The following is a 23044-nucleotide window of genomic DNA, read 5'->3' as shown; positions in this document are numbered from 1 at the left end:
TAAAATATTTTAACACAATAATTTATGGCTTGTAAATCTAATCTTCTCTAAAAAGTTGTGTACTTAAATACCTCTCTCCACTGTCAGGAGCTATTGCTAAAACCTTTTTACCTTTGCCTAACTTCTTAGCAACTTCAATTGCTGCCCATAAGGAAGCACCTGTAGAAATTCCTCCAAGTATGCCTTCTTTTTTTGCCAAAAGGCGAGTCACCTCAAAGGCATCTTCATCTTTTACAGCAATTACTTCATCTATGACATTTCTATCTAACACCTTAGGGATGAAGCCTGCGCCAATCCCTTGAATCTTATGAGGTCCAGGCTCTTTACCAGAAAGCACTGCTGCTGAATAAGGTTCTACCGCAATAATCTTTATATTAGAAAATTTATTTTTTAATATTTTTCCTACTCCTGTAATAGTTCCCCCCGTACCTACACCTGAAACAAAAGCATCAAGACCCTCGTTAAAATCTTCAATTATCTCTTTAGCAGTAGTCTCTTCATGGATTAAAGGATTTGCAAAATTTTCAAACTGTTGTGGCATAAAATAGTTTTTATTCTGCCTTACTAATTCTTCTGCTTTTTTTATAGCGCCTTCCATCCCCAATTTGCCACGGGTAAGAACTACTTCTGCCCCATACGCCGCTAAAAGCATTCTTCTTTCCATGCTCATAGTATCAGGCATAACTATTATTACTTTATACCCTTTTGCTGCCCCTACCATCGCCAACCCTATACCTGTATTTCCGCTGGTAGGTTCAATAATTACACTTCCTTTTTTTAATTTTCCTTCTTTTTCTGCCTTTTCTATCATGGAAAAAGCTACCCTATCTTTAACGCTGCCTCCAGGATTAAAAAATTCTAATTTTAAATAAATTTCCGCCCATTCTTTCTCCACAATTTTATTTAACTTAACTACTGGCGTTTTTCCAATCAGCTCAAAAACATTGTTGGCAATCATAAAATTTACCTCCATTTGTACATTACTATAAAAATTTTAAACTTTCTACGCTAGACATGTCAAATGGAAATTAGAATATCAAAAGATTTTAGAGAAAAAATAATAATATCAAGCTACAAAAGGTGATAAAAATGACTGATAAACTAAAACTTTTCTCTATAGGCTTTATAACTGGTATCGTAAACGGTCTTTTAGGGGCAGGAGGAGGCACTTTAATAGTTCCAGCATTGGTATTTTTACTTGGTATAGAAGACCATAAGGCTCATGCTACGGCAATTTCAATTATACTTCCTATCACTCTAGTCAGTAGTTTAGTGTATTTGCAAAATAAAATAATCGACATTCCTTTAACTATTAACATAGCTCTAGGAAGTACGATGGGAGGAATTATTGGTGCATATTTTCTTAATAAAATTTCCATTCCTTTATTACGAAAAATTTTTGGAATAATAATGCTTATAGCTTCCGTCAGGATGTGGATATCATGAAACTATTTCTAATAGGACTTTTTTCAGGAATTGTAGGAGGAATGGGAATTGGAGGAGGGACAATTCTCATCCCTGCCTTGACAATCTTTACTGGAACCGAGCAACACATTGCTCAAAGCGTTAATCTTTTTTCTTTTATTCCTACAGCAATTATTGCATTAATATACCATTTTAAAAGTAAAAACATAAAGTATAAAATCATATTGCTTATAATAATAGGTGGAATGATAGGAAGTTTTGTTGGAGCTATTATAGCAGCAATTACAAAAGCCTTTATATTAAAAAAAATATTCGCTGTTTTTTTATTCTGTATGGGAATATACGAATTTTCCTCAAAACCTCGCAAATAGTCAAATAAGAGGAGATGGCTCTCCTCTTATTTTCTCTTATCTGTTTCCAACATTACACAGGTATTATAAATAACTTTTAGCCCAAGGTTTTTAGCTTTTTCCACCAGCTCCTCACTTTCTGCCCCTGGCTGAAACCAAATAAATTCCACACCTAATTTTGCTGCTTCTTCTACGTACTGTTCACCTCTGTTAGGAGGAACTACCATATCTACAACTTCTGGTATTACAGGTAAGCTGGATAAAGAGTCATAGCAAGGATCTCCATCTACTTCTCGAAATTTTGGATTAACAGGATAAGCTGTATACCCGTTCAATTTAAGAGTTCGGTAAATTTGATAGCCATATTTACTCTCTCGAGGGAGTGCTCCTACTACAGCCCACACTTTTCTTTTCATAGCTTCTTCCACATAATCTATGTAGGAATAATCCCACTCCATTCTTTTTTACCTCCTAATTCAATAGGGGCTTAAATTAATGTACCCCTATTTACTTTTCTCTCACCATTTTATAAGAGATAAAGTTTATGTTCCATAATATTCATCGCCTTTTTTTAAAAGGTACACATCTTCTTCAATTTTTATATCACACTTTTTACCTGTCAAATCGTTTATAAAAGTTTGAAATTCTAATAGATGGTTTTCTTCAATATGTAATACTATAGAAACTTTATCTGAATATATAGTATCCTTAATGTAATAACCTTTTTTTAAAAGCTCATTTTGAATCTTTCCCAGGAAAGTATAATCAAAAGTGAGTATAACTCTTTTCGCAGGTATTTTTTCTATTATTCCAGCAGCATCAATACCAACTTTTGCCCCTTTTGTATAAGCTCTCACTAATCCTCCTGCTCCTAACAATATTCCGCCAAAATACCTTGTAATTACAACAGCAACGTTTTTTAATCCTTCTTTTTTTATTACATTTAATACAGGTATGCCTGCTGTACCAGAAGGCTCTCCATCATCACTAAAACGCTGAATTTCATCATTTTCTCCAATAACATAAGCATAAACGTTATGGGTTGCCATTCTGTGACTTGCCCTAATTTCCTCTATAAATTTTATCGCCTCTTCCTCTGAAGAAACTGGTTTAGCATGTCCGATAAATCTGGAACGCTTTATTTCGATTTCAGCAACTCCGTAAGAGTATAGTGTTTTATAACTTTTAGCCAAAATAGCACCCCTTTTGTCATTATACCAAATTATAATCAAAAAATAAAGCCGTTGCCGGCTTTATAAGGCTTTATTAAAGCTTTTTCGCTTTACGCCAGAGCCTTCGTCAACGTCTTATATTTAAAATAAGAAACGTTTACAAGTGATTTGTCTTGACTATAGGTAATCATCTCCAAAGCCTTGTCTATAGGATAAAATCCTCCATCAACAAAACCATCTTCTTTGCTAATATTAAATTCCTCATCGGCGGTAATCATGAGATACCAAGTGATTTTATTAAAGACAGGACGTTGACGGGTGACAGAATAGAATTCGTAGCTGGTTTCACCAGCAGTAGAAAGGACTTCAACAGATTTAAGACCTGTTTCAGCACAGACTCTCCTTATAGCCACATCAATAGGCAATTCATTATTTCTAATAACCCCTTTGGGTAACACCCACTCTCCCTTATCATTTTTGAGGATAAATACACTGTCTCCTTTGAATACAACTCCTCCAGCGCAATCTCTTATTAACATTTCCAAGCCCCCTAAAATTTTTATTTTTTCTCCTAATATAATATTCTTTAAAAACTCTTAAATTCCTTCTTAAATTTTTAATTTTATTTTTATTTTTTCGCACATCTCCACAATTATACATCAAAATTTAATTTTTCCACAAGAAAATTAATTTACCAGTATAAAAATCTTTAAATTATAAAAAATATCTAATGTACAAAGCAAGGAAGGAGAGTTTTAAATGCATATAATTTATCACTGTTATGGTGGGACCCATACTTCTGTAATAGCAGCTTATATACATACTGTAAAACTGCCAATGGACAGAATTCCTTCTAAAGAAGAATTAGAAAGTATACCTTTATTTGATAAACTAAATGGCCAAAATGACCCGGGACACATCGTTCCTATTGGCACTGATGAATATGGCAACAACGTGTATTCTATGGGAGTAAAAAATGCTAAAAAGTTAATTGAGCCAGCTCTTAAAGATTTATACTATCATATATTCAATACAAACGAAGGACTGCTTTTGATTGACACGACTGGTGCTACAAACTGGATTATGAAAATTGGAGGATTTACTTCTATTGCTTTAAAATTTCCTGTTATAGGAAGACCTTTAGTCATTTATGGTACGCAAAAAGCTTATAAAAAAATTGTTCAAATAGTTAAAAACGTAAAGGCTCAAGAAAAAGCAGAGTACAACGCTATTAAACGATGATAAAATCTTTAAGTCTTTCCTTTATTTCTTTTTGAACTTCGGCTTTTATCATTATCCCTTTCTCACTATAATTTTCTCCAATTATTTTTGTTTTTTCTTTTAAATAATTGTATTCTTTAGTCTTATCATAAGGCAATAGAAAATTCACTACTTCCACATCTTTAAAAATTTCTCTTTCTATTGCTTGCAATAACTTATCAAATCCAATTTTATTTTTTGCAGAAATATAAACTTCTCTTTCATTTCCTTTAGGTACAACTTCCAAAAGGTCAATTTTATTAAAAACATTTATCTTAGGGGTATTAATAGCCCCTAAATCTGAAAGAACCTTTTCTACAACCTTTATCTTTTCCTCCATATCTGGTGAAGTCACATCAATTACATGAAGCAATAAATCTGCATATTTAACCTCTTCTAGCGTAGATTTAAAAGCCTCTACGAGGTCGTGAGGCAACTTTCTAATAAAACCTACAGTATCAATCAAAATTACTTCTCTCCCTGAAGGCAAAACAAGTCTCCGCGCAGTAGGATCAAGTGTTGCAAATAATTTATTTTCAACGTATACTTCTGCATTAGTTAAAGCATTAAGCAGCGTGGATTTTCCTGCATTTGTATACCCTACTATAGCTATCACAGGAATACGGTTTTTCTTACGCCTTTCCCTTTGTAAACTTCTGTGCCTTTCTATTTCTTCTAACTTCTTTTCTATCGCTTTTATTCTATTCTTTATATGCCTTCTATCTGTCTCTAATTTTGTCTCACCAGGACCCCTTGTACCTATTCCTCCACCTAATCTTGAAAGTTGTCCACCAAGACCTGCAAGACGTGGCAGTCGATACTTCAATTGAGCTAATTCTACTTGTAACATTCCTTCTTTTGACTTTGCTCTTTTTGCAAATATATCAAGAATAAGATTTGTTCTATCAATAACTTTTACATTTAAAAAGTCTTCCATATTTTTAATTTGTGTACCAGTAAGTTCATCATTGACAATGACAAGGTCAACTTCTTGATTTTCAGCAAAGAATTTTAATTCTTCCAGCTTTCCTTTACCAATATAGTGAGCTTTGTCAATTGTATTGCGCTTTTGTGTCATTACTCCTACTACTTCAGCTCCAGCTGTTAAAGCAAGTTCTTTTAATTCTTCCATGCTTTCTTCATCTTCAGGTGTAGAAATAATTCCTACTAAAATAGCTCGTTCTATTTTCTTATTTCTGTTTAACTCTTCCATAACATCACCAACCTTGAAAAATGTGCTGTAAATATAAATATATCACAAATAAAGGAATTTATAAATAATGAAATAGGTAAATTAATAGCACTTTTTATAAAAAGGGTATTGAAATTTTCATTAACCTGTGATAATATATGAAATGTAGTAACTCGCCGAAGTGGTGGAATTGGCAGACGCGCTGGACTCAAAATCCAGTGGGGCTCACACCCCGTGTGGGTTCGACTCCCACCTTCGGCACCAGAAAAATCAAGAAATGTAGCCGTTAGCACTTTGCTAACGGCTTTTGGTTTTTTATATCACTTTGCAAACATTTTGCAAACATAAAAAATAGGCTCTTTGTCAATAGTTGGGGTGGATATTTTTCTGAATGCCCACCTATAAATCTTATCACATAATATGGTAATATTTGTAAATTATTAGTTATGATAAGAGATATAGCTAGAAGTATGGGTAGATATTTATATATGCCTTTTCATCAAAGCTCTATAATATCCTTGAATATCCTTTATCACTAAAAATAGTATTAAGTTAGAACATTAAGCATTACAATATAATATTCTCTTTCTAAATCGATGAAAATTTCTATAGCCATATGCAAGCCTTTTTAGCACCTTAATTTTATTATTGTAACCTTCTGTTGCAGAATTAGTATATGGTATATCAAAGGCATTTGTTATTTCTTCAAACCAACGGTTAAATACTTGCACACATCTTTTAAATTCATCAATTTTGCTTTCTTTAGCTAACTGTATCCATCTTTTTAATTCTATTTTTGCTTCCTTTGAATTTTTGCATTTTAATACTTTATCATTAAATTCTTCTTTTAAAAGGTATGCTATTCTTAAGTCATCACTGTACCAGAACATTACTTCCAATTCTTCTTTTTGTTCTGTTGTTAAAGTATCATATTTTGCAAGAAAAAGCTTACTGTCAATTCTCAAATTAAATCTCCAAAGATTTTCAAATTATAATGGCATTTTTTAAGTGCATAAAAGTATTTTTTCTCAAATTATCACAGCCTGATTAAAAATTTTTTTCACTTTTTAAGAGCATTACCGCTAAAATATGTTAATATCTGTTATTGGCAATTTGGGTTAATTGATGTATAATAAAAAATGAGAGTAGCGAAAGCTACTACTCTCACAAACTGATTTCATTTTGTGCCTGGTATATTACTTCTTCATCTATTTCTCTTAGCCTTTTAGAATACGCATAGAGAAGAGAAGCTGTTACCAGGTTATTTATTATCCTTGGGAGCCCTTTTGTTAGAGAATATATTGCTTCATATGCTGATGGTGTAAATATATCATTCACCACTCCGGCTATTTTTATTCTTGTTTTTATATAATCTTGAATTTCTTCTTTTTTTAGCCCTTGCATCACATACTTTATAGAAATTCTTTGCCTTAGTGCACTGTTTACATTCAAGGCTAGTTTGTTTCTTATGTGTGGTTGTCCTGAAAGTATCAATATATACGGGTTTTGAGAATCCATATTAAAGTTAAATATTATTCTCAAATCTTCAAGAACATCATTAGAAACCAGTCGTATTTCATCTAATATTATGACAGGAGTTATCTTCTGGCTATAGTAAAGTTCTGTTATCGCTCTTTGTATCTGGTGAAAGAGCGTTACTTTTTTGTATGAGGGTGTTTCGCCTAAAATCATAGCCAATGCTTGATAGAATTCTCTCACTGTGAGTGTAGAAAGGGCAAAGTAACATGGCTTAAATGTAGAACGGTTGAGGCTTTCAGCATATCTTTTTAATGCGGTAGATTTGCCTGAACCGGCCTCCCCAACGATAAGTCCTATACCCCTTGTTTCTTGTACATACAGGGCATATATATCTTCTTTTGGCTATTTTTACACAGTTAAGTCCAACTAAATAGTAACGGTAATAAAACCCGTGCTTTTTTAATTTTACTTTACACTTGCAATCGGGATGAGGACATCTATCTGGCGGGGCAGGGAAATTGTAATCTTTACCTTTATGTAAATATTCTTCAATGTTATCAACATGGAAAACTATTTGCATAAGTAACCTCTCCAATTAAAATTAATGCTAAAGGAATCTGAAAAAATTTATCAAATTCCTTTAGCATTAATTTTATCACAAGATTATTTAATCTGAAAAATTTTATCGGTTTTGGGCTAAATTAATTTGAGAAATGACAACATTTTTCTGGATTTGATTTGTACTCTCTATATCCTTCTCTATTGGTTGTAACATATGTTAATATTTCATTTTGTAGGCATATGTAACAGTCATAATATTCATCGTATACGTACTGCTGCTTTTTCATGAAACCATCTTTTGTCATTGGTCTTGTATACGGCACTGCTGGTATTATTTCTTTATCAAATATTGTCTTTAATATGTACGGATTTTTATAGCCTGCGTCTACTGCTATTGCTTTCGGTTTTCCTACTCTCTTTTCAACTTCTTCTAATACTTCTTGAAACATTACACTGTCGTGGACATTTGCAGCTGTTACTTTTACTCCTAATACAAATCCATTTTTATCGCAGGCTGTATGAAAAGAATATGCAAAACATTTTTCTTTTCCGTTTTTGTTTAACATTCCGCTATCTGGGTCTGTTTTGCTTACTTTCACTTCTTTCGTCTTTATTTTCTTGATTTTCTTTAATGGCTTTTTGCCATGAGCTTCTCTATCTTTGTTTATTTCTTCTTCTAGTTTTTCTTGATAAGTCCTGGCTTCTTGTTCTACTATTTCTTTGGTGTATTTCTTCTTGTTGGCACTTGCTTTTACATGGGTTGAATCTATGAATACTTCCTCCGCATTTACTAGCCCATGCCTTATTGCTTCTTCTAAAATCTTCGTAAATATTTTCTCAAATATGTCTGTCCCTTTGAATCTTCTTATGTAGTTCTGGCTAAATGTTGAAAAATGAGGTATTTCTTCTGTTAGCCCATACCCTAAAAACCACCTATATGCAACGTTTGTTTTTATCTCTGATATTGTCCTCCTTATTGAGGGTATGCCAAAAAGATACTGAATAAACAGGATTTTTACTAATACTACTGGATCTATGCTTGGTCTGCCGTGATCTTCGGAATATTTCTCTTTTACTAAATCATATATGAAACTGAAGTCTATGACTCTTTCTATCTTCCTTAAAAGGTGATCTTTTGGAACTAACTGATCTATGCTTACAAATTCTATTTGATGTCTGGCATCCTGTTTCTTTGATAACATCTTGTTTCTCCTTTCCTCTTTTGCTTCATACTACTAAAAAAACAAGGAACCCTTTTCATCATAACGGGTTCCCGATATTTTATCAACAGTCTGAGCAGGCTTTGAGCCTGCTAGCTTCTATAAAAATTTGAAAATTTTTGAGAAGTTATGAGATCTCTTTTTGACTACTCTATGTTATAACGTCGTCTTCAACTAATTTCTATGTAAGTAATTTTTTTAAAGTTTTATTTTTTAATGTAGAATTGTTTGGGGTATTGTTTGATGAATTTTGTTCATTATCTAGCGAAAAGCCTTTTTTTACTGTTCTCATTTCAGGAACATTTCCAGTTGTTAAAAGTTTAACCCAATTAGGTACAGTTAGTTCATTTTGTATGTTTTGATTAGTAGATTAATTTGTTTGATTATTAGTAAATTGATTTGTTTTTAAGCTATTTTTATTTTTTATGGACACTTAAATTCCTCCTTAATTAATTGCTAATTAGGTCTTTGCAGAATCCCAAAATCCTTATGGATTAAAGGATTCTGCTGTATATTTTCAAAGGAATTCCTCCACTTTCGTCGAATTTATATAGAGAACCAAATCCCAAAAAGAAATGGAGGAAATCCTATGAAAATCAAAGCTAAACAACTTTCTCTCTCAGATATTTACGATGATGTTCAATCCTTCTTTGAAGAAGATAAGCCCAAATTTATCAAACTCTTTGAATCTTTTGTTGATTTATCTGAACTTATTCCATCTTCTTTTTATGCCCACTATTATTCCCACTTTGGACGTCATAGAGATTTTTCTCTTGAGTCTATGCTCACTGCTTTGATTATCCAAAAAATTCTCTCTATCCCTACTGTTCAACTCCTTGTCCATGTTCTTAAGCTCTCTAAAGAATTAAGAGAGCTTTGTGGCTTTAAAAGAGTCCCTCATCCTTCTCAATTCTCTAGATTTAAATCCATTTTCCTCAAAGATTTGGAGAATTTCTTCAATAATCTTGTTAATTTAACTGAGCCTATTTGTCAGGCTATTAATCCTTCACTTTCTAATATCCTCATCGCTGATACTACTGGCTTTCAACCTTATGTCAGAGAAAATAATCCTAAGTTCTTTGATTCCCTTTATAGAAATATTAAAAAGTTCTCTAAATCTAATCCTGATTTTGATGCCCACTCTTATGCTTGTTCTAAAATGCCTAAGTTCGCTCACTCTAATCCTGATGCTAAATTCTCTTATATTAATGGCCATTATTGTTACTCTATCAAAGCTACCATCCTCACTAATGGCTTAGGCATTATTCAGCATATTAGTTTCTATGACGATGATTCTTTAAATGTCAATACTGCTAAATCTGCTGCCGAGTCTAAAGATTTGTACGATTCTAAAACTTTAATCCCTTCTCTTAAGGAATTCTTTAATTTACATCCTAATTTCTCTTATAGATACTTCTTAGGTGACGCTGGGTTTGATTCTTTTGATAATTACAAATACTTGTTCTCAGAGCATGGCATAATCCCTATTATCCCTATTAACCCTCGAAATTCTAAAAACTTACCTCAGCCTACTTTTAACTCTGATGGTATCCCTACCTGCCCCCGTGACCCTTCTCTTAAAATGTCCTATGATGGCATCGTCCGGGAAAAAGGTAGAACTACCAGAATTAAATGGCTTTGCCCTATGTCCAAAAAAGTTAGACTAAACGGTAAAACTACTTATATCCTTCAATGTGATAACCCCTGTACCTCTTCTAAATGCGGCAGAATATTCTATACTACCCTTGATATTGATTTTAGAAAAAACACTGTTGTCCCTCGTAACTCTAAAAAGTGGTCCAAACTTTATGAAAAACGCCCTATTATTGAAAAATCTATTTCTCTTTTAAAAAGTTCTATCGCTGTTGATAGCTTTAAACTCATAAATACCAGGTCAATCAAAGCTGATGTTTTTCTTGGGGCTATCACTCAACATATTGGTTTAATTATTACTGCAAAACTTGGTACTTTTGAACATCCTTTATCTTTGAAAAAACTTTTGGCTTGATGACTTGTTCTTATGTTTTGATTCGTTTGTCACCTTTTTACATTAAAAAGGTGTGTTAAGTATTGTCTTTTTTGAATTTGTATCTTTCTTCCATTTCTCTTTTTCCGTCTTGAGCATGACTTTAAAATGTAATTTCTTTATTTTGTTCCTGATAATGTAACTTTTTTACTTTAATATTTATCTCATTTTGCAATCACCTAAATTCATTTTTTGGTTTTTGTAGAACCCTTATTTTATAAATAAGGAATTCTATTACATATTTTTAAACGAATTCCCCTAATCCTGTAAAATTTATATCGTAGCCGAATTCAAAAAATAAAATAAAGGAATTCCCAGGAAAATCAAATCCTAATTATCACTTTATGCTTGCTTTTTCAATTGTACAAAAAATTCTCTATTCAACTATTTATTCGTATCCTTTAAGAGAACTTATAGCTTCTCAAGGATTTCCTATTTTTTTAATCTGTGAATCTTTTAATTTTTTAATTACTTGCTAAACTTTGGCATTAGATTTCACCATTTTTTCAATTTTAAAAGTACCGATTATACCTGTCCAATTTAACTCCGAATTTACGTGTATTCAAAGTACAATATTGTTATTTTGTTTATTTAAAAAGTTGTCCTACCTTAGGATAAACAAAATCCTCTTCTTCTACCAAAAAACTCCCCTAATTACGGTAAATTATTTCTAAATGTCTCCAATATCAATACTGACGAAGCTGCACCTGGATCAAGGTGCCCTATTGCCCTTTCTCCGAGTCTCATTGCTCTACCTTTTTTTGCTACCAATGGAATAGTAGAATCTGCACCCTTCTTAGCTGCTTCTACAAATATTTCAAACGCTTTTTTGGGCTCTATATTTTCTTCTATAGCCTTTGTAAAAGCATACAACCCAGGCCTTAAAGCGTCAACCATCGTTTTTTCTCCTATTACAGCTTTACCCCTCATTTCAACCGATTCTATTGCCACTTTAAACATATTGTAAAAAACTTCAAAATCAACTTCTTCTTTATTTTCCGCCGGTTCTCCAAATTTCATAAAAAAGCTCCCATACAATGGTCCTGCAGCACCACCAACTTTAGATAATAAAGCCATCCCTACTTTTTTAAAGAAAAATAGACTTGTGCAAAATTCAGAAGCCTTAATTTAAGCCATTCTACAGACATACTTTTTTCCTATCACTCTTGAATTTTTTATCTTTTATGTAGGATTTCCCCTCCCATTTGTCGAATTATTATATATACACTATAAAAAATTTTTTTAGGTGATTGCAAAATGAGATAAATATTAGAGTAAAAAAGTTACATTACAAGGAACAAAATAAAGAAATTACATTTTAAAGGCACGCTCAAGAGGGGAAAAGAGAAATGGAAGAAAGATACAAATTCAAAAAAGACAATACCTAACACACCTTTTTAATGTAAAAAGGTGACAAACGAATCAAACCATAAGAACAAGTTATCAAGCCAAAAGTTTTTTCAAAGATAAAGGATGTTCAAAAGTACCAAGTTTTGCAGTAATAATTAAACCAATATGTTGAGTGATAGCCCCAAGAAAAACATCAGCTTTGATTGACCTGGTATTTATGAGTTTAAAGCTATCAACAGCGATAGAACTTTTTAAAAGAGAAATAGATTTTTCAATAATAGGGCGTTTTTCATAAAGTTTGGACCACTTTTTAGAGTTACGAGGGACAACAGTGTTTTTTCTAAAATCAATATCAAGGGTAGTATAGAATATTCTGCCGCATTTAGAAGAGGTACAGGGGTTATCACATTGAAGGATATAAGTAGTTTTACCGTTTAGTCTAACTTTTTTGGACATAGGGCAAAGCCATTTAATTCTGGTAGTTCTACCTTTTTCCCGGACGATGCCATCATAGGACATTTTAAGAGAAGGGTCACGGGGGCAGGTAGGGATACCATCAGAGTTAAAAGTAGGCTGAGGTAAGTTTTTAGAATTTCGAGGGTTAATAGGGATAATAGGGATTATGCCATGCTCTGAGAACAAGTATTTGTAATTATCAAAAGAATCAAACCCAGCGTCACCTAAGAAGTATCTATAAGAGAAATTAGGATGTAAATTAAAGAATTCCTTAAGAGAAGGGATTAAAGTTTTAGAATCGTACAAATCTTTAGACTCGGCAGCAGATTTAGCAGTATTGACATTTAAAGAATCATCGTCATAGAAACTAATATGCTGAATAATGCCTAAGCCATTAGTGAGGATGGTAGCTTTGATAGAGTAACAATAATGGCCATTAATATAAGAGAATTTAGCATCAGGATTAGAGTGAGCGAACTTAGGCATTTTAGAACAAGCATAAGAGTGGGCATCAAAATCAGGATTAGATTTAGAGAACTTTTTAATATTTCTATAAAGGGAATCAAAGAACTTAGGATTATTTTCTCTGACATAAGGTTGAAAGCCAGTAGTATCAGCGATGAGGATATTAGAAAGTGAAGGATTAATAGCCTGACAAATAGGCTCAGTTAAATTAACAAGATTATTGAAGAAATTCTCCAAATCTTTGAGGAAAATGGATTTAAATCTAGAGAATTGAGAAGGATGAGGGACTCTTTTAAAGCCACAAAGCTCTCTTAATTCTTTAGAGAGCTTAAGAACATGGACAAGGAGTTGAACAGTAGGGATAGAGAGAATTTTTTGGATAATCAAAGAAGTGAGCATAGATTCAAGAGAAAAATCCCTATGACGCCCGAAGTGAGAATAATAATGGGCGTAAAAAGAAGGTGGAATAAGTTCAGATAAATCAATAAAGGAATCAAAGAGTTTAATAAACTTGGGTTTATCTTCTTCAAAGAAGGATTGAACATCATCGTAAATATCGGAGAGAGAAAGTTGTTTAGCTTTGATTTTCATAGGATTTCCTCCATTTCTTTTTGGGATTTGGTTCTCTATATAAATTCGACGAAAGTGGAGGAATTCCTTTGAAAATATATAGCAGAATCCCTTAATCCATAAGGATTTTGGGATTCTGCAAAGACCTAAAAAATTTTTTAAGAAGGAGGAAATTCTACATGTACCAGCTTCAATTGCTTTTAAATATACCTGAACTCTTTACCTCTCAGTCTAAAATTGATTTCTATTCTTCTATGTTTGAAAATCTTGACCTGTCTTCAATACCTGAATTCCCTTCCTCTAGTCCTGGCCGTAAGGGTTATTCTCACCATGCACTTTTTAGAGCTTTTATTGTCATGAAAGCTGAAAGATTCGGCACAATTTCTGACCTTTTAGATTATCTCCGCAATAATCTTATCATTGCTCATCTTTGTGGCTTCGACATTTCTAAACCTCTTCCTTCTTATTGGACTTTTCGCCGTTTTATTAATGACTTCTCTCATGATTATTTGACCTCTATTTTTCAAAATCAGGTCAATATCCTCAAAAATATGGGTATTATCTCCGGTGAGTTTATTTCCATGGATTCTACCCCTATTAAAGCTAACACTAAGTTAAATAACCCTAAGTCTTTTTCTAAAAATGATTCTAGTGTAGAAACTCAATTTTAGAATCTGCTTTTCTGTACTTTGACAAATTTATTTAGGTAAATTGTGGTAATTTGCACCTATGATAACAAAAATCCAGTTTAAAGTCCGCCAAGAAAAGCTTATATTTTACCTTTATAATACGTTATTACCATTTATTGGGCCAATATGGGCACACTTCCCCCTCGGACCTTTGGAATAGCTTTTTTAGCTCGCTCCAACATGTATCTTGCAAAACGCTTAAAGTTCTGGGCCAATACCTTTAAGCCTACGTTTACTCTACATTTTACAAGTCCCCTTACTCGAAGCTTCGAAAGACCATGACCCCTCTTCAAGGCTGAATTGGTACCTTCTATTGCAGCTCTTTTGCTCTTGTCTTCCTCACACCTACATTCTATCTTTTCCCGTTGTTTGGCTGCTTCTATCGATTTTAGATTTATCCTCACCACGTAATCTTTTTTCTGTTCTTTGCAGTAACATTGATTTTTCAATTCACACATTGCACAGGCTTCTTTTGGAAAATGGGCCACCGTCTGCCCCTTCTTAACACCGGCATGGATGGGTATTATTCCCCTTGGGCACTTCGTTATCACTTTCGTTTCTTCATCTATTTCATATTCGGTCACTGATATCCTAGAAATAGGCTTCCTGCCGCTTAAGTCGGTAAAGTGGAGTTCCACACCGTTTTCTTTTGCAATTTGCACTACTTCTTCGGAGTAATAACCACCGTCTACATAGACTTCTTGGCATTCAGTATTTTGTTTTACAATAGGTAGTCTTTCTTTTAAAAGTTCTACATCGCTTTTTATGTTCTTTTCTACCGTATAGTCTGTTATGAGCTGGAAGGGATTTTCTTTTGAACAGGTTTCGCTGAGGTTTAAAACGTATCCGCTTTCAGCTTTGTTCCCCTTCTTGCGATAAGTAGCATCCTCATCGTATGCTGACTGAAGGGAATCGCTGGGTATGCTTTTGCTGTCTTTGGCCTTGAGCCTCTTGGTTTTTTCGTCGTAGTACGCCTGTTCTGACAGGAATCTTGCGAGGATTTTATATGCATCGGATTTTTCAAGTCCGGGAATGTTTTCGATTGTTTCCTTTGCTTCTTGGCACAGATTCAAGAGTATTTCGAGCCTGCTTTCGCTTTCTGAAGGCTTGGTTTTATGTATCACTTCTGTCTTGAATTTAGGGTTGAGGACTTCTTTCAGGTTCTCTGAAAGTCTATCTTCAGGGATGGATTTTACTGCCCTGTAAAGTACATCAAAGGCAAGGGCGATTCTTCCTGCTTTTTTGATGTTTGACATGAACATGGTGGAGTCCATGCGCTGTTCTTTCATGGATATGCCTGCTTCTTTGGCAAAAATACTGGTAAGATTTAGAAATTGCCCGAATATCAAGTCCTCTTGTTCAGGATGTTTTATGAGGTATTGGTATATCCTTGATCTAAAGTCATACAAGGTTTTCTCTGAAAGGTTCATGCCTCCTAATGTCCTTATTCCTACAGCGTAATTTATCAGGTAATTGAAGTTAAAGTTTTCAATAAGTTCATCATCAGAGTAGTTTTTAAGGTGTTTTATGTATTCCAGGGAAAGGAGTATGTTAACCGGGAAGTTAGGCCTTCCTGTATCACTGTATAAGACTGAAAAGGGTTTTTCATCGATGTTGCAGAACACGTATTTATAGAATATGGGTGCCCATGATTTTTCTAGTTTAGCCTTTATCCTTGAATCCATGAAGTTAACACTTTCAAATAAAGATTGTTGAAAATGGTCGCTGTTTTCTCTAAACAAGTGCAACACCCCATTTGTTGTAATTTTTGCTTCTTTGATTCTAACATAATTCTATGAAAATTTGTACTACCTATATTTTTATGTTTATTTATTCAATCTATTTTATATTTATACTTCTTCATAAAGAAAAGAGGCTTTTTACACTAGAATCAAATTTTCGATAAAAAAATTTAAACAAATAGGCATATAATGCCATTTGCACTGCTATGTATATGTGATTTGTAAGCCCTAAAGGAAATCCAGAAGTAATTGCTGTAAGCATATGCCCTAAACTTATCACAAGGGCTCCATACCAACCTCCAAGGTATAATGCGGCAAAGTATCCTGGCATTGAATCGAAAGCAACTGTGTTAAAAACTTTTATGAGAGCACCTACTGCACTTAAGGCTATAAGCATAGCAACAAGAGTAAGAGTTTTAACATTTTTTAATGCATTTGCTTTTTCTTTCACATCAATCTCCTCCCTATATAAAACACCACAATACCTAAAAATGAAGTCATATACATTATTTTTATGCTGTCTTTTATGTGCTGTGGAGTAATTTTTTCTTTTCCATCCCCAAGAGTTGGCTTAAGCTCAGGCTTTCCAAAGTAATAATTGAGCCCTCCAAGTTGTATATTTAAAGCACCGGCAACTGCTGCTTCTCCGTGAGCACTGTTTGGACTTTGATGTTTCAACCTATCTCTTAAAAAAATCCTCCAACTATTTTTATAATCATAGCCTAAGAGAAAAGCAGCTATAACAATCAAAAAACCTGTTATGCGAGCAGGGATAAAATTTAATATGTCGTCAAGTTTTGCAGAAGCAAATCCTAAATCGAGGTACTTTTCATTTCTATAGCCTACCATAGAATCAAGAGTGCTTGCTGCCTTATAAAAGATAGCCAGCGGCGCACCTCCTATAAACGCGTAAAACATAGGGGCTATTATACCGTCTGATATATTCTCTGCAACTGTTTCTATCGCTCCTCTGGATATATTCTCAACATCAAGCCTATCTGTATCCCTACTGACTATATAAGATAATCTTCTTCTTGCTTCAACTATATCACCCTTTGCCAACGCTTCGTATACTCTTCCAGCAGCTTTACCAAGGTCTTTTGTAGCAAGGCAGGTATATATAATTAAAACATCTAAAGCATACTTTAAATATGGATGTATAAGTCCTGCAATATAAAGTAGTACATATGTTGCTGCAAATGCCAAAGTTACTGTAAGTCCACACAGTATAAAACCTGCTATTTTTAAAGCTCTGTCACTTTTAGCATATTTTCTAAGTATACTCTCTAAATGTGATACCACTCTCCCTATAATTCTTACAGGATGAGGATATCCTTCAGGGTCTCCTATCAACAAATCTAATAAGTAGGCTAATACCACTTCCATTAATCTTTATACCTCTCCATAATTTCATAGACTTCTTTCATGTCGATACTTTTTCTCACAATATCTGCAAGCTTATCATATTCTCTTTCTTTAAATTCTTTGTAATCAATAATTTCCTCTATAGGAGAAAGTCCTTTTGATTTTCTCACAATATTTATAAATTCCCTGACAAACTCTCTGTTTTCAAAAATTCCGTGTATGTAAGTTCCAAACACTTTTCCATCATCGCTTATACAACCGTCATAGACTTCGATTTTTTCTCCATTTCTATGAGTTATTACTGAAAAAGGCTGACAATCTCCCAAAATTCGACTTTGCCCCATGTGTATTTCATATCCCTCTACAGCAATATTTCTAAGAGGTGATAATATTGATGGTAAATTATTGCGAATAACCGCCTTAATTTGGGTTGTTGTCTTTTCATTTTCAATTACAGTCTCTATATCCAAAAGTCCCAGTCCCTCAATTTCTGAAGTTGTACTTTCAATTCTTCCCGGGTCTTTAATGACTTTTCCCAGCATTTGGTATCCTCCACAAATGCCGACTATAAATTTACCTTTTTTTCTCATTTCAAAAATTTCCTTATCAATCCTATATTCTTTTAATGCTTGCAAATCTCCAATTGTGTTTTTTGTTCCCGGAATTATAACAACATCACAATCTCCAATCCTTTCCCCTTTATTCACATAGCGAAGCTTTATTCCGGGAACTTTAGCAAGAGGTTCAAAATCCGTAAAATTCGATATGTGGGGAAGATTTATAACTGCAATCTCTATATCTCCTTCTGTATTCCTACGATAAAATCTCTCCGTCGCCCCATCCTCTTCATCAATGTGCACATCCATATAAGGGACAACACCTAAAACCTTTTTGTGTACAATGTTTTCTAACATCTCCAAACCCGGCTTTAATATTTCAATGTCTCCTCTAAACTTGTTTATAAGTACACCTTCAATGCGATTTCTCTCATTTTCTTTTAAAAGGAGCAAAGTGCCAGCTATTGAAGCAAATACACCGCCTTTATCAATATCTCCTACAAGAAGTACTGGTGCATTTACCATCTCTGCCATACCCATGTTTACGACATCTCTATCCCTTAAATTTATTTCTGCAGGACTTCCAGCTCCTTCTATTACAACAATGTCATTTTGACTTGCAAGAAAATCAAAGTCCTCTTTAATAAACTTTAAAAGCTGTGGCTTAAATTGGTGGTATTCGGCTGCAGACATGTTTTTATAAACTTTGCCTCTTAAAACAACTTGGCTTTTTTTATCAGAACTGGGCTTTAGAAGTATTGGATTCATGTGATAAGAAGGCTTAACTCCTGCCGCTTCCGCCTGCATAGCTTGTGCTCTTCCTATTTCTAGTCCTTCATCGGTTATATAGGAATTCAAAGCCATATTTTGAGACTTAAAAGGGGCTACTCTGTAACCATCCTGCTTGAAAATTCTGCAAAAAGCGGCAACCAACAAGCTTTTGCCAACAGACGATGCGGTCCCTTGTATCATCAATTTAAGTGCCATATTAATCCTCCTGAAAAGCATTTGAGTTTCGGTATTGAACACATTTGTCAACAAACCTCTTGACAGCCTCTTTATATGTGTATAAATTTATGTGAACATACGTCGCCAGGCAATTTTTATGCACAAATCCACATTCCCAAGCGTTTTCTTTTCCCGGTTTATGCACAACGTATGAGGCTTTCTGTGAAAAACCTTTTATTATTGAGTGGTGAAACTCATGCCCTTTTATTTTATCCCCTTTTCTAAAAAGGACGTCATCTTCAATAACTTCTGCCTCAACATAGCCAAATCTCTGAAGCCTTTTTGTCATGACAGTTTCAAAATCGTAAATTCCTGCCATTTCAAAAGTATTTCCTTGTAAATCTGTTATGCTTTTTGTGAGATACATAAAGCCGCCACACTCTGCATATGCAGGCATACCTGAATCTATTGCATCTTTAACCGATTTCAACATTTTTTTGTTTTTATTAAGCCTCTCCGCGAAAACCTCTGGAAATCCTCCCCCTATGTACAAACCCGATATTTCATCTGGTAATTTATAATCTTTAAGAGGACTAAAGGGTACAAGCTCTGCTCCCATTTCTTCAAAAAATTCCAAACTCTCTTTGTAATAAAAATTAAAAGCCTCATCAAACGCATACCCTATTTTTACCCTTTTTAAATCATGGCCCTCACCAATCGTGTTTCTAAATGTATTTGAACAGTCAATTACACTTACATTAAGAATTTTTTCTATATCAATGTATTTTTCAATATAATCATATAAGGTATCAAACTTGTGTTTAATTTCTGGCATCTCATATATCGGTACAAGGCCTAAGTGTCTTTCTGGCAAATCTAATTTTGGATCCTTTGGAAGATAGCCAAAAACCTCAATACCTAAATCTCTTGTTATGCATTCTTTCAAAAGGGCATAGTGTTTTTCACTTCCAACTTTATTTAATATCACCCCTTTAATTTTTACTTCCCTGTCATAGTGCATATAACCCATTATTAAAGCTGATACACTTGTCGCCATAGAAGAAGCATCTACAACTAAAATCACAGGAATATCTAAAATTTTCGCAATGTCAGCACTGCTCCCCTTTTTTGTAGTATCAATCCCATCGTACATTCCCATAACACCTTCAATTATAGAAATGTCAGCATTGCAGGCATTTTTGTAAAAAAGCGATTTAAGGTTTTGTTCCCCCAACATGTACAAGTCGAGATTGCAGGAAAAATTCCCTGTGACATATCGCTGATAAGCAGCATCTATATAATCTGGACCTACTTTAAAAGGCTGAACTTTATACCTTTTTGACAGCACTCCCATAAGCCCAAGGCTTACAGTAGTTTTACCGGCCCCTGAATGGGTGCCTGCAATCATTACAGCTTTACACAACTTTGAGTTGCTCCTTTCCATTTAGCGATGGAATGACGTAAGGAGTATGGGTGATGGGATTTTCAAACACTTCCACATCTATTGAAAAGGCTGATTTTATGTTGTTCAATGTTAAAACATTTCCGGGAGACCCAGATGCTATTATTTTGCCTTCTTTCATTATGAAAATCTCATCACAAAACTGTGAAGCGAGGTTAATATCGTGAAGCACAATAATTACAAGTATCCCTTTTAAGGATAAATCTTTTACAAGAGACAGTATTTCAACTTGGTATTTTATATCAAGGTGAGAAACTGGCTCATCCATGAGTAAAATTCGAGCTTTTTGTGCTAATGCCCTCGCTATATACACTCTTTGCCTTTCACCGCCGCTTAACTCTTTTATGCTTTTGTCTTTAAACTGCCATGTATTTGTAATTTCCATGCACTCTCTTACAATATCTCTGTCCTCTTTTTTCTCCGACTGAAACCTTTTAAGATAAGGAATTCTTCCCATCATTACTACGTCATAACAGCTAAATTCAAAGTCGTAAACTATATCTTGAGGCACATAACCTATATATTTTGCCTTTTCTTTTATAGTAAAGTCTTTGATATTTTTCCCTAACACAAAGACATTACCATAAGTTGACGTCAAATACCCTGATATATTTTTTAAAAGAGTAGTCTTGCCACTTCCATTTGCACCAATTATCCCTATCACCATATTTTTATTTATGGTGAAATCTATCCCTCTTAAAACTTCCCTTTCTCCATAAGAAAAATGTAATTTATCTACCTGTAAAATGGCCATATCATCACATTCCTTCACTTTTTTGTTTGCTCTTTATTAACAGATATAAAAAGAATGGTCCTCCAAATGCTGCTGTAATTATCCCAATTGGAATTTCCATTGGCTTTAAAATAATTCGTGCTAATAAGTCTGCAAAAGTTAAAAATATCGCTCCTGATATAGCACTAAAAGGTACAAGAATTCTATTGTCAGGTCCTACAATAAGCCTTGATATATGAGGCACAATAAGTCCCACAAAACCTATAATTCCACCAACTGACACAGCAGTTGCAGTCACCAAAGACCCTGTAATAAGAATTATTTTCTTGACTAGTTCTGTGTTGACACCTAAATGTTCGGCAACTTCTTCTCCTGTCAATATCGCATTTACATCCCTTGAAAATACATACATCACAAAAGAGCCAATTACTATTATAGGAGTAGTAAAGACCACACTATTCCAATTTATGAGGCTAAATCCTCCCATAGTCCAAAAAACAATTCGAGAAAACTCATCATGGTTTAAAAGCATCATGAGAGATATAATTGCAGACATAAAAGCACTTATAGCTATACCTGCCAATAACATTGTGGTCATGGATACTCTTGTGCCAGTTCTAGAGATAGTGTACACAAAAAACACAGTCATTAAAGAAGTAATAAATGCCATAAAACTCAGTCCAAATATTCCAAACCCTAATATTATCGCAATAGTAGCTCCAAAAGCCGCTCCTGATGATACACCCAATACATAAGGGTCTGCCATTGGATTTCTCAAAAGTCCTTGAAAAAATGTCCCAACAACAGAAAGTCCCATACCTACAATCGCAGATTCAATAGCTCTTGGAAGTCTTAAATTAAGGATTATTGTCCTAGAGGTTTCACTGCCACCGCCCAAAAAAACATTTAAAATCTCCTGCAGGGGTATTTTTACCGCCCCTGCAGAAATTGATAAAATCATGGTAAAGACAAGCAGTGAAAAGGCTGTACCAAAATATATCCCTTTTTTTACTCCCACTTTACTTAAATGCCTCCGGATGTAAGAATTTTGCGATTTCTTCAAGTCCTAAAACAATTCTATTAGAAGCTCTTGATATTATGTCGTCATTGCTTATCACAAATACTTTGTCATTTTTAACAGCGTTTGTATCTTTGTATCCTGCCATATTTTTGATGTCTTTTACATCCCCTGCATGAGGAGATGTTATTATCACATCAGGATTTTTCTTGACTAATTCTTCTACGCTGTACTGCGCCCAACCATTTACATCCTCTGCAACATTTTTGCCACCTGCAAGGTTTATGAGCTCATCAATAAAAGTCCCTTTTCCAGATGTCCAGTTTCCGTCAAGAGAGACAAGATAAAATACGCTGACTTTCGGAAGGTTTTTGACTTTGTCGTTTATTTCTTTTATTTTGTCCTGCATTTCTTTGATTATTTCTTCACCTTTTTTCTCAGTACCTGTTATTTGGCCTATTATTTTTATAGATTGGTATATCTGGTCAATGTCTTTAGCCTCTAGCATCACGACGGGTATACCCATTTTTTCTAAAGATTCCATTTGCTCTTTACCGGAAAGAGTGGAAGCAAATATTATATCAGGCTTTTGAGCAGTAATCGCTTCTACATTTGGCCCTTTAAACCCCCCCACTTTGGGTACATCCTTGACCTCAGGTGGATAATTGTCAAAGTCTGTAACACCCACTACTTTATTTCCTGCTCCTAAAGCATATATAAGCTCTGTTGTAGAAGGCGCAAGAGAAACTATCCTTTGGGGTTCTTTCTCTATAGTTACTTCTCTTCCTAAAAAGTCTGTAACTTTTAAAGGAAACTGTCTTTTTACAATTTCAGTTGCTGTTTGAGATGTATCTTGTGGCTTTGTAGCATTGTTTGTTGAACAAGCAGCCAGTGAAAACATTAAAGCAAAGACTACCAATAAAGCAAGTAAACCTTTAAATTTTCTCATAAGTACCCTCCTAATTTAAATTTTTCAAATCGAGTAGGAGCTGAATAATTATTTT

Annotated in this window: 19 protein-coding genes, 1 tRNA gene and 5 pseudogenes; 6 read left to right on the top strand and 19 right to left on the bottom strand. The window is 34.1% G+C overall.

Translation table 11 applies throughout. The features are described 5' to 3' along the window. Nucleotides 1–37 precede the first annotated feature (37 nt). On the bottom strand, nt 38–958 hold the full coding sequence (gene cysK / locus EB239_RS08455) for a cysteine synthase A (RefSeq protein ID WP_003869750.1): 921 nt from the start codon (nt 956–958) through the stop codon (nt 38–40). 131 nt (nt 959–1089) lie between these two features. Between cysK and EB239_RS08450 the strand changes: the two genes are divergently transcribed. Both EB239_RS08450 and EB239_RS08445 read left to right on the top strand, forming a co-directional pair. Continuing rightward, entirely contained in the window at nt 1090–1446 is a 357-nt protein-coding gene (locus tag EB239_RS08450) for a sulfite exporter TauE/SafE family protein (protein WP_003869749.1), read from the top strand. Next, nucleotides 1443–1796 carry a sulfite exporter TauE/SafE family protein gene (locus EB239_RS08445; protein WP_003869748.1) on the top strand — a complete coding sequence of 118 codons (354 nt, stop codon included), beginning with the start codon at nt 1443–1445 and terminating at the stop codon, nt 1794–1796. Before EB239_RS08450 ends, EB239_RS08445 begins: the two co-directional genes overlap by 4 nt. A 26-nt stretch (nt 1797–1822) precedes the next feature. On the opposite strand, the gene EB239_RS08440 is transcribed toward EB239_RS08445, so the two are convergent. From EB239_RS08440 to EB239_RS08430, 3 genes are all read right to left on the bottom strand, one after another. Further along, the gene (locus EB239_RS08440; RefSeq protein WP_003869747.1) at nt 1823–2233 is read right to left on the bottom strand and encodes a CoA-binding protein; all 411 of its coding nucleotides are present in this window, start codon (nt 2231–2233) and stop codon (nt 1823–1825) included. An 84-nt stretch (nt 2234–2317) separates the two neighbouring features. Then, nucleotides 2318–2968 carry a YigZ family protein gene (locus tag EB239_RS08435; protein WP_003869746.1) on the bottom strand — a complete coding sequence of 217 codons (651 nt, stop codon included), beginning with the start codon at nt 2966–2968 and terminating at the stop codon, nt 2318–2320. A gap of 89 nt (nt 2969–3057) precedes the next feature. Next, nucleotides 3058–3486 carry an NUDIX hydrolase gene (locus EB239_RS08430; protein ID WP_003869745.1) on the bottom strand — a complete coding sequence of 143 codons (429 nt, stop codon included), beginning with the start codon at nt 3484–3486 and terminating at the stop codon, nt 3058–3060. A gap of 220 nt (nt 3487–3706) precedes the next feature. On the opposite strand from EB239_RS08430, the gene EB239_RS08425 reads away from it, so the two are divergent. Next, the gene (locus tag EB239_RS08425; protein ID WP_003869744.1) at nt 3707–4189 is read left to right on the top strand and encodes a DUF3189 family protein; all 483 of its coding nucleotides are present in this window, start codon (nt 3707–3709) and stop codon (nt 4187–4189) included. On the opposite strand, the gene hflX is transcribed toward EB239_RS08425, so the two are convergent. Beyond that, complete coding sequence (hflX, locus tag EB239_RS08420) at nt 4179–5420, bottom strand: GTPase HflX (protein WP_003869743.1); 1242 nt, start codon at nt 5418–5420, stop codon at nt 4179–4181. The two genes, EB239_RS08425 and hflX, sit on opposite strands and share 11 nt — an antisense overlap. 154 nt (nt 5421–5574) lie before the next feature. Here hflX and EB239_RS08415 point away from each other — a divergent pair. Continuing rightward, nucleotides 5575–5663 (top strand) — tRNA-Leu (locus tag EB239_RS08415). 296 nt (nt 5664–5959) lie between these two features. Here EB239_RS08415 and EB239_RS08410 read toward each other — a convergent pair. The 4 genes and pseudogenes from EB239_RS08410 to EB239_RS08395 form a co-directional block, all read right to left on the bottom strand. Then, nucleotides 5960–6364, bottom strand: a complete 405-nt coding sequence (locus tag EB239_RS08410; RefSeq protein ID WP_003869742.1) for a transposase — start codon at nt 6362–6364, stop codon at nt 5960–5962. 199 nt (nt 6365–6563) lie between these two features. Beyond that, nucleotides 6564–7256, bottom strand: a pseudogene (locus tag EB239_RS08405) (ExeA family protein); the annotation flags it as partial. Continuing rightward, nucleotides 7234–7458: pseudogene (locus EB239_RS08400) on the bottom strand (hypothetical protein); the annotation flags it as partial. The pseudogenes EB239_RS08405 and EB239_RS08400, both read right to left, overlap by 23 nt. A gap of 139 nt (nt 7459–7597) precedes the next feature. Beyond that, nucleotides 7598–8641, bottom strand: a pseudogene (locus tag EB239_RS08395) (IS1182 family transposase); the annotation flags it as partial. A gap of 607 nt (nt 8642–9248) precedes the next feature. Between EB239_RS08395 and EB239_RS08390 the strand changes: the two are divergent. Next, a complete protein-coding gene (locus tag EB239_RS08390) occupies nt 9249–10667 on the top strand; it encodes a transposase (protein WP_129545072.1) in 1419 nt (472 codons plus the stop codon). A gap of 672 nt (nt 10668–11339) precedes the next feature. On the opposite strand, the gene dhaL is transcribed toward EB239_RS08390, so the two are convergent. Then, nucleotides 11340–11813: a dihydroxyacetone kinase subunit DhaL gene (gene dhaL / locus EB239_RS08385; RefSeq protein ID WP_451919117.1), complete on the bottom strand. Its 474-nt coding sequence runs from the start codon at nt 11811–11813 to the stop codon at nt 11340–11342. A 315-nt stretch (nt 11814–12128) separates the two neighbouring features. Next, complete coding sequence (locus EB239_RS08380) at nt 12129–13547, bottom strand: transposase (RefSeq protein WP_003871455.1); 1419 nt, start codon at nt 13545–13547, stop codon at nt 12129–12131. A gap of 158 nt (nt 13548–13705) precedes the next feature. On the opposite strand from EB239_RS08380, the pseudogene EB239_RS08375 reads away from it, so the two are divergent. Then, a pseudogene (locus EB239_RS08375) lies at nt 13706–14191 on the top strand (transposase); the annotation flags it as partial. Between the two features lie 137 nt (nt 14192–14328). Here the strand turns inward: EB239_RS08375 and EB239_RS08370 are convergent. From EB239_RS08370 to EB239_RS08335, 8 genes and pseudogenes are all read right to left on the bottom strand, one after another. Then, nucleotides 14329–15966, bottom strand: coding sequence for a transposase (locus tag EB239_RS08370; RefSeq protein WP_003869710.1), 1638 nt, complete (start codon nt 15964–15966; stop codon nt 14329–14331). 139 nt (nt 15967–16105) lie between these two features. Beyond that, a pseudogene (locus EB239_RS08365) lies at nt 16106–16408 on the bottom strand (ECF transporter S component); the annotation flags it as partial. Next, on the bottom strand, nt 16405–17343 hold the full coding sequence (gene cbiB, locus EB239_RS08360; protein WP_003871598.1) for an adenosylcobinamide-phosphate synthase CbiB: 939 nt from the start codon (nt 17341–17343) through the stop codon (nt 16405–16407). The pseudogene EB239_RS08365 and the gene cbiB, both read right to left, overlap by 4 nt. Next, on the bottom strand, nt 17343–18866 hold the full coding sequence (locus EB239_RS08355; protein WP_006569215.1) for a cobyric acid synthase: 1524 nt from the start codon (nt 18864–18866) through the stop codon (nt 17343–17345). Before EB239_RS08355 ends, cbiB begins: the two co-directional genes overlap by 1 nt. 1 nt (nt 18867) lies before the next feature. Continuing rightward, entirely contained in the window at nt 18868–20250 is a 1383-nt protein-coding gene (locus tag EB239_RS08350; RefSeq protein ID WP_129545132.1) for a cobyrinate a,c-diamide synthase, read from the bottom strand. Next, on the bottom strand, nt 20243–21043 hold the full coding sequence (locus tag EB239_RS08345) for an ABC transporter ATP-binding protein (protein WP_003871448.1): 801 nt from the start codon (nt 21041–21043) through the stop codon (nt 20243–20245). The genes EB239_RS08350 and EB239_RS08345 overlap by 8 nt, the downstream gene beginning before the upstream one ends. Before the next feature lie 4 nt (nt 21044–21047). Beyond that, on the bottom strand, nt 21048–22040 hold the full coding sequence (locus EB239_RS08340; RefSeq protein ID WP_003871449.1) for a FecCD family ABC transporter permease: 993 nt from the start codon (nt 22038–22040) through the stop codon (nt 21048–21050). Nucleotide 22041: 1 nt separating this feature from the next. After that, on the bottom strand, nt 22042–22989 hold the full coding sequence (locus EB239_RS08335) for an ABC transporter substrate-binding protein (RefSeq protein ID WP_003871450.1): 948 nt from the start codon (nt 22987–22989) through the stop codon (nt 22042–22044). Nucleotides 22990–23044: the final 55 nt, after the last annotated feature.

The organism is Thermoanaerobacter ethanolicus JW 200, from assembly GCF_003722315.1.
GTDB lineage: Bacteria > Bacillota > Thermoanaerobacteria > Thermoanaerobacterales > Thermoanaerobacteraceae > Thermoanaerobacter > Thermoanaerobacter ethanolicus.
The sequence above is the reverse complement of the archived record's forward strand: the minus strand, read 5'-3'. Positions and strand labels throughout refer to the sequence as shown.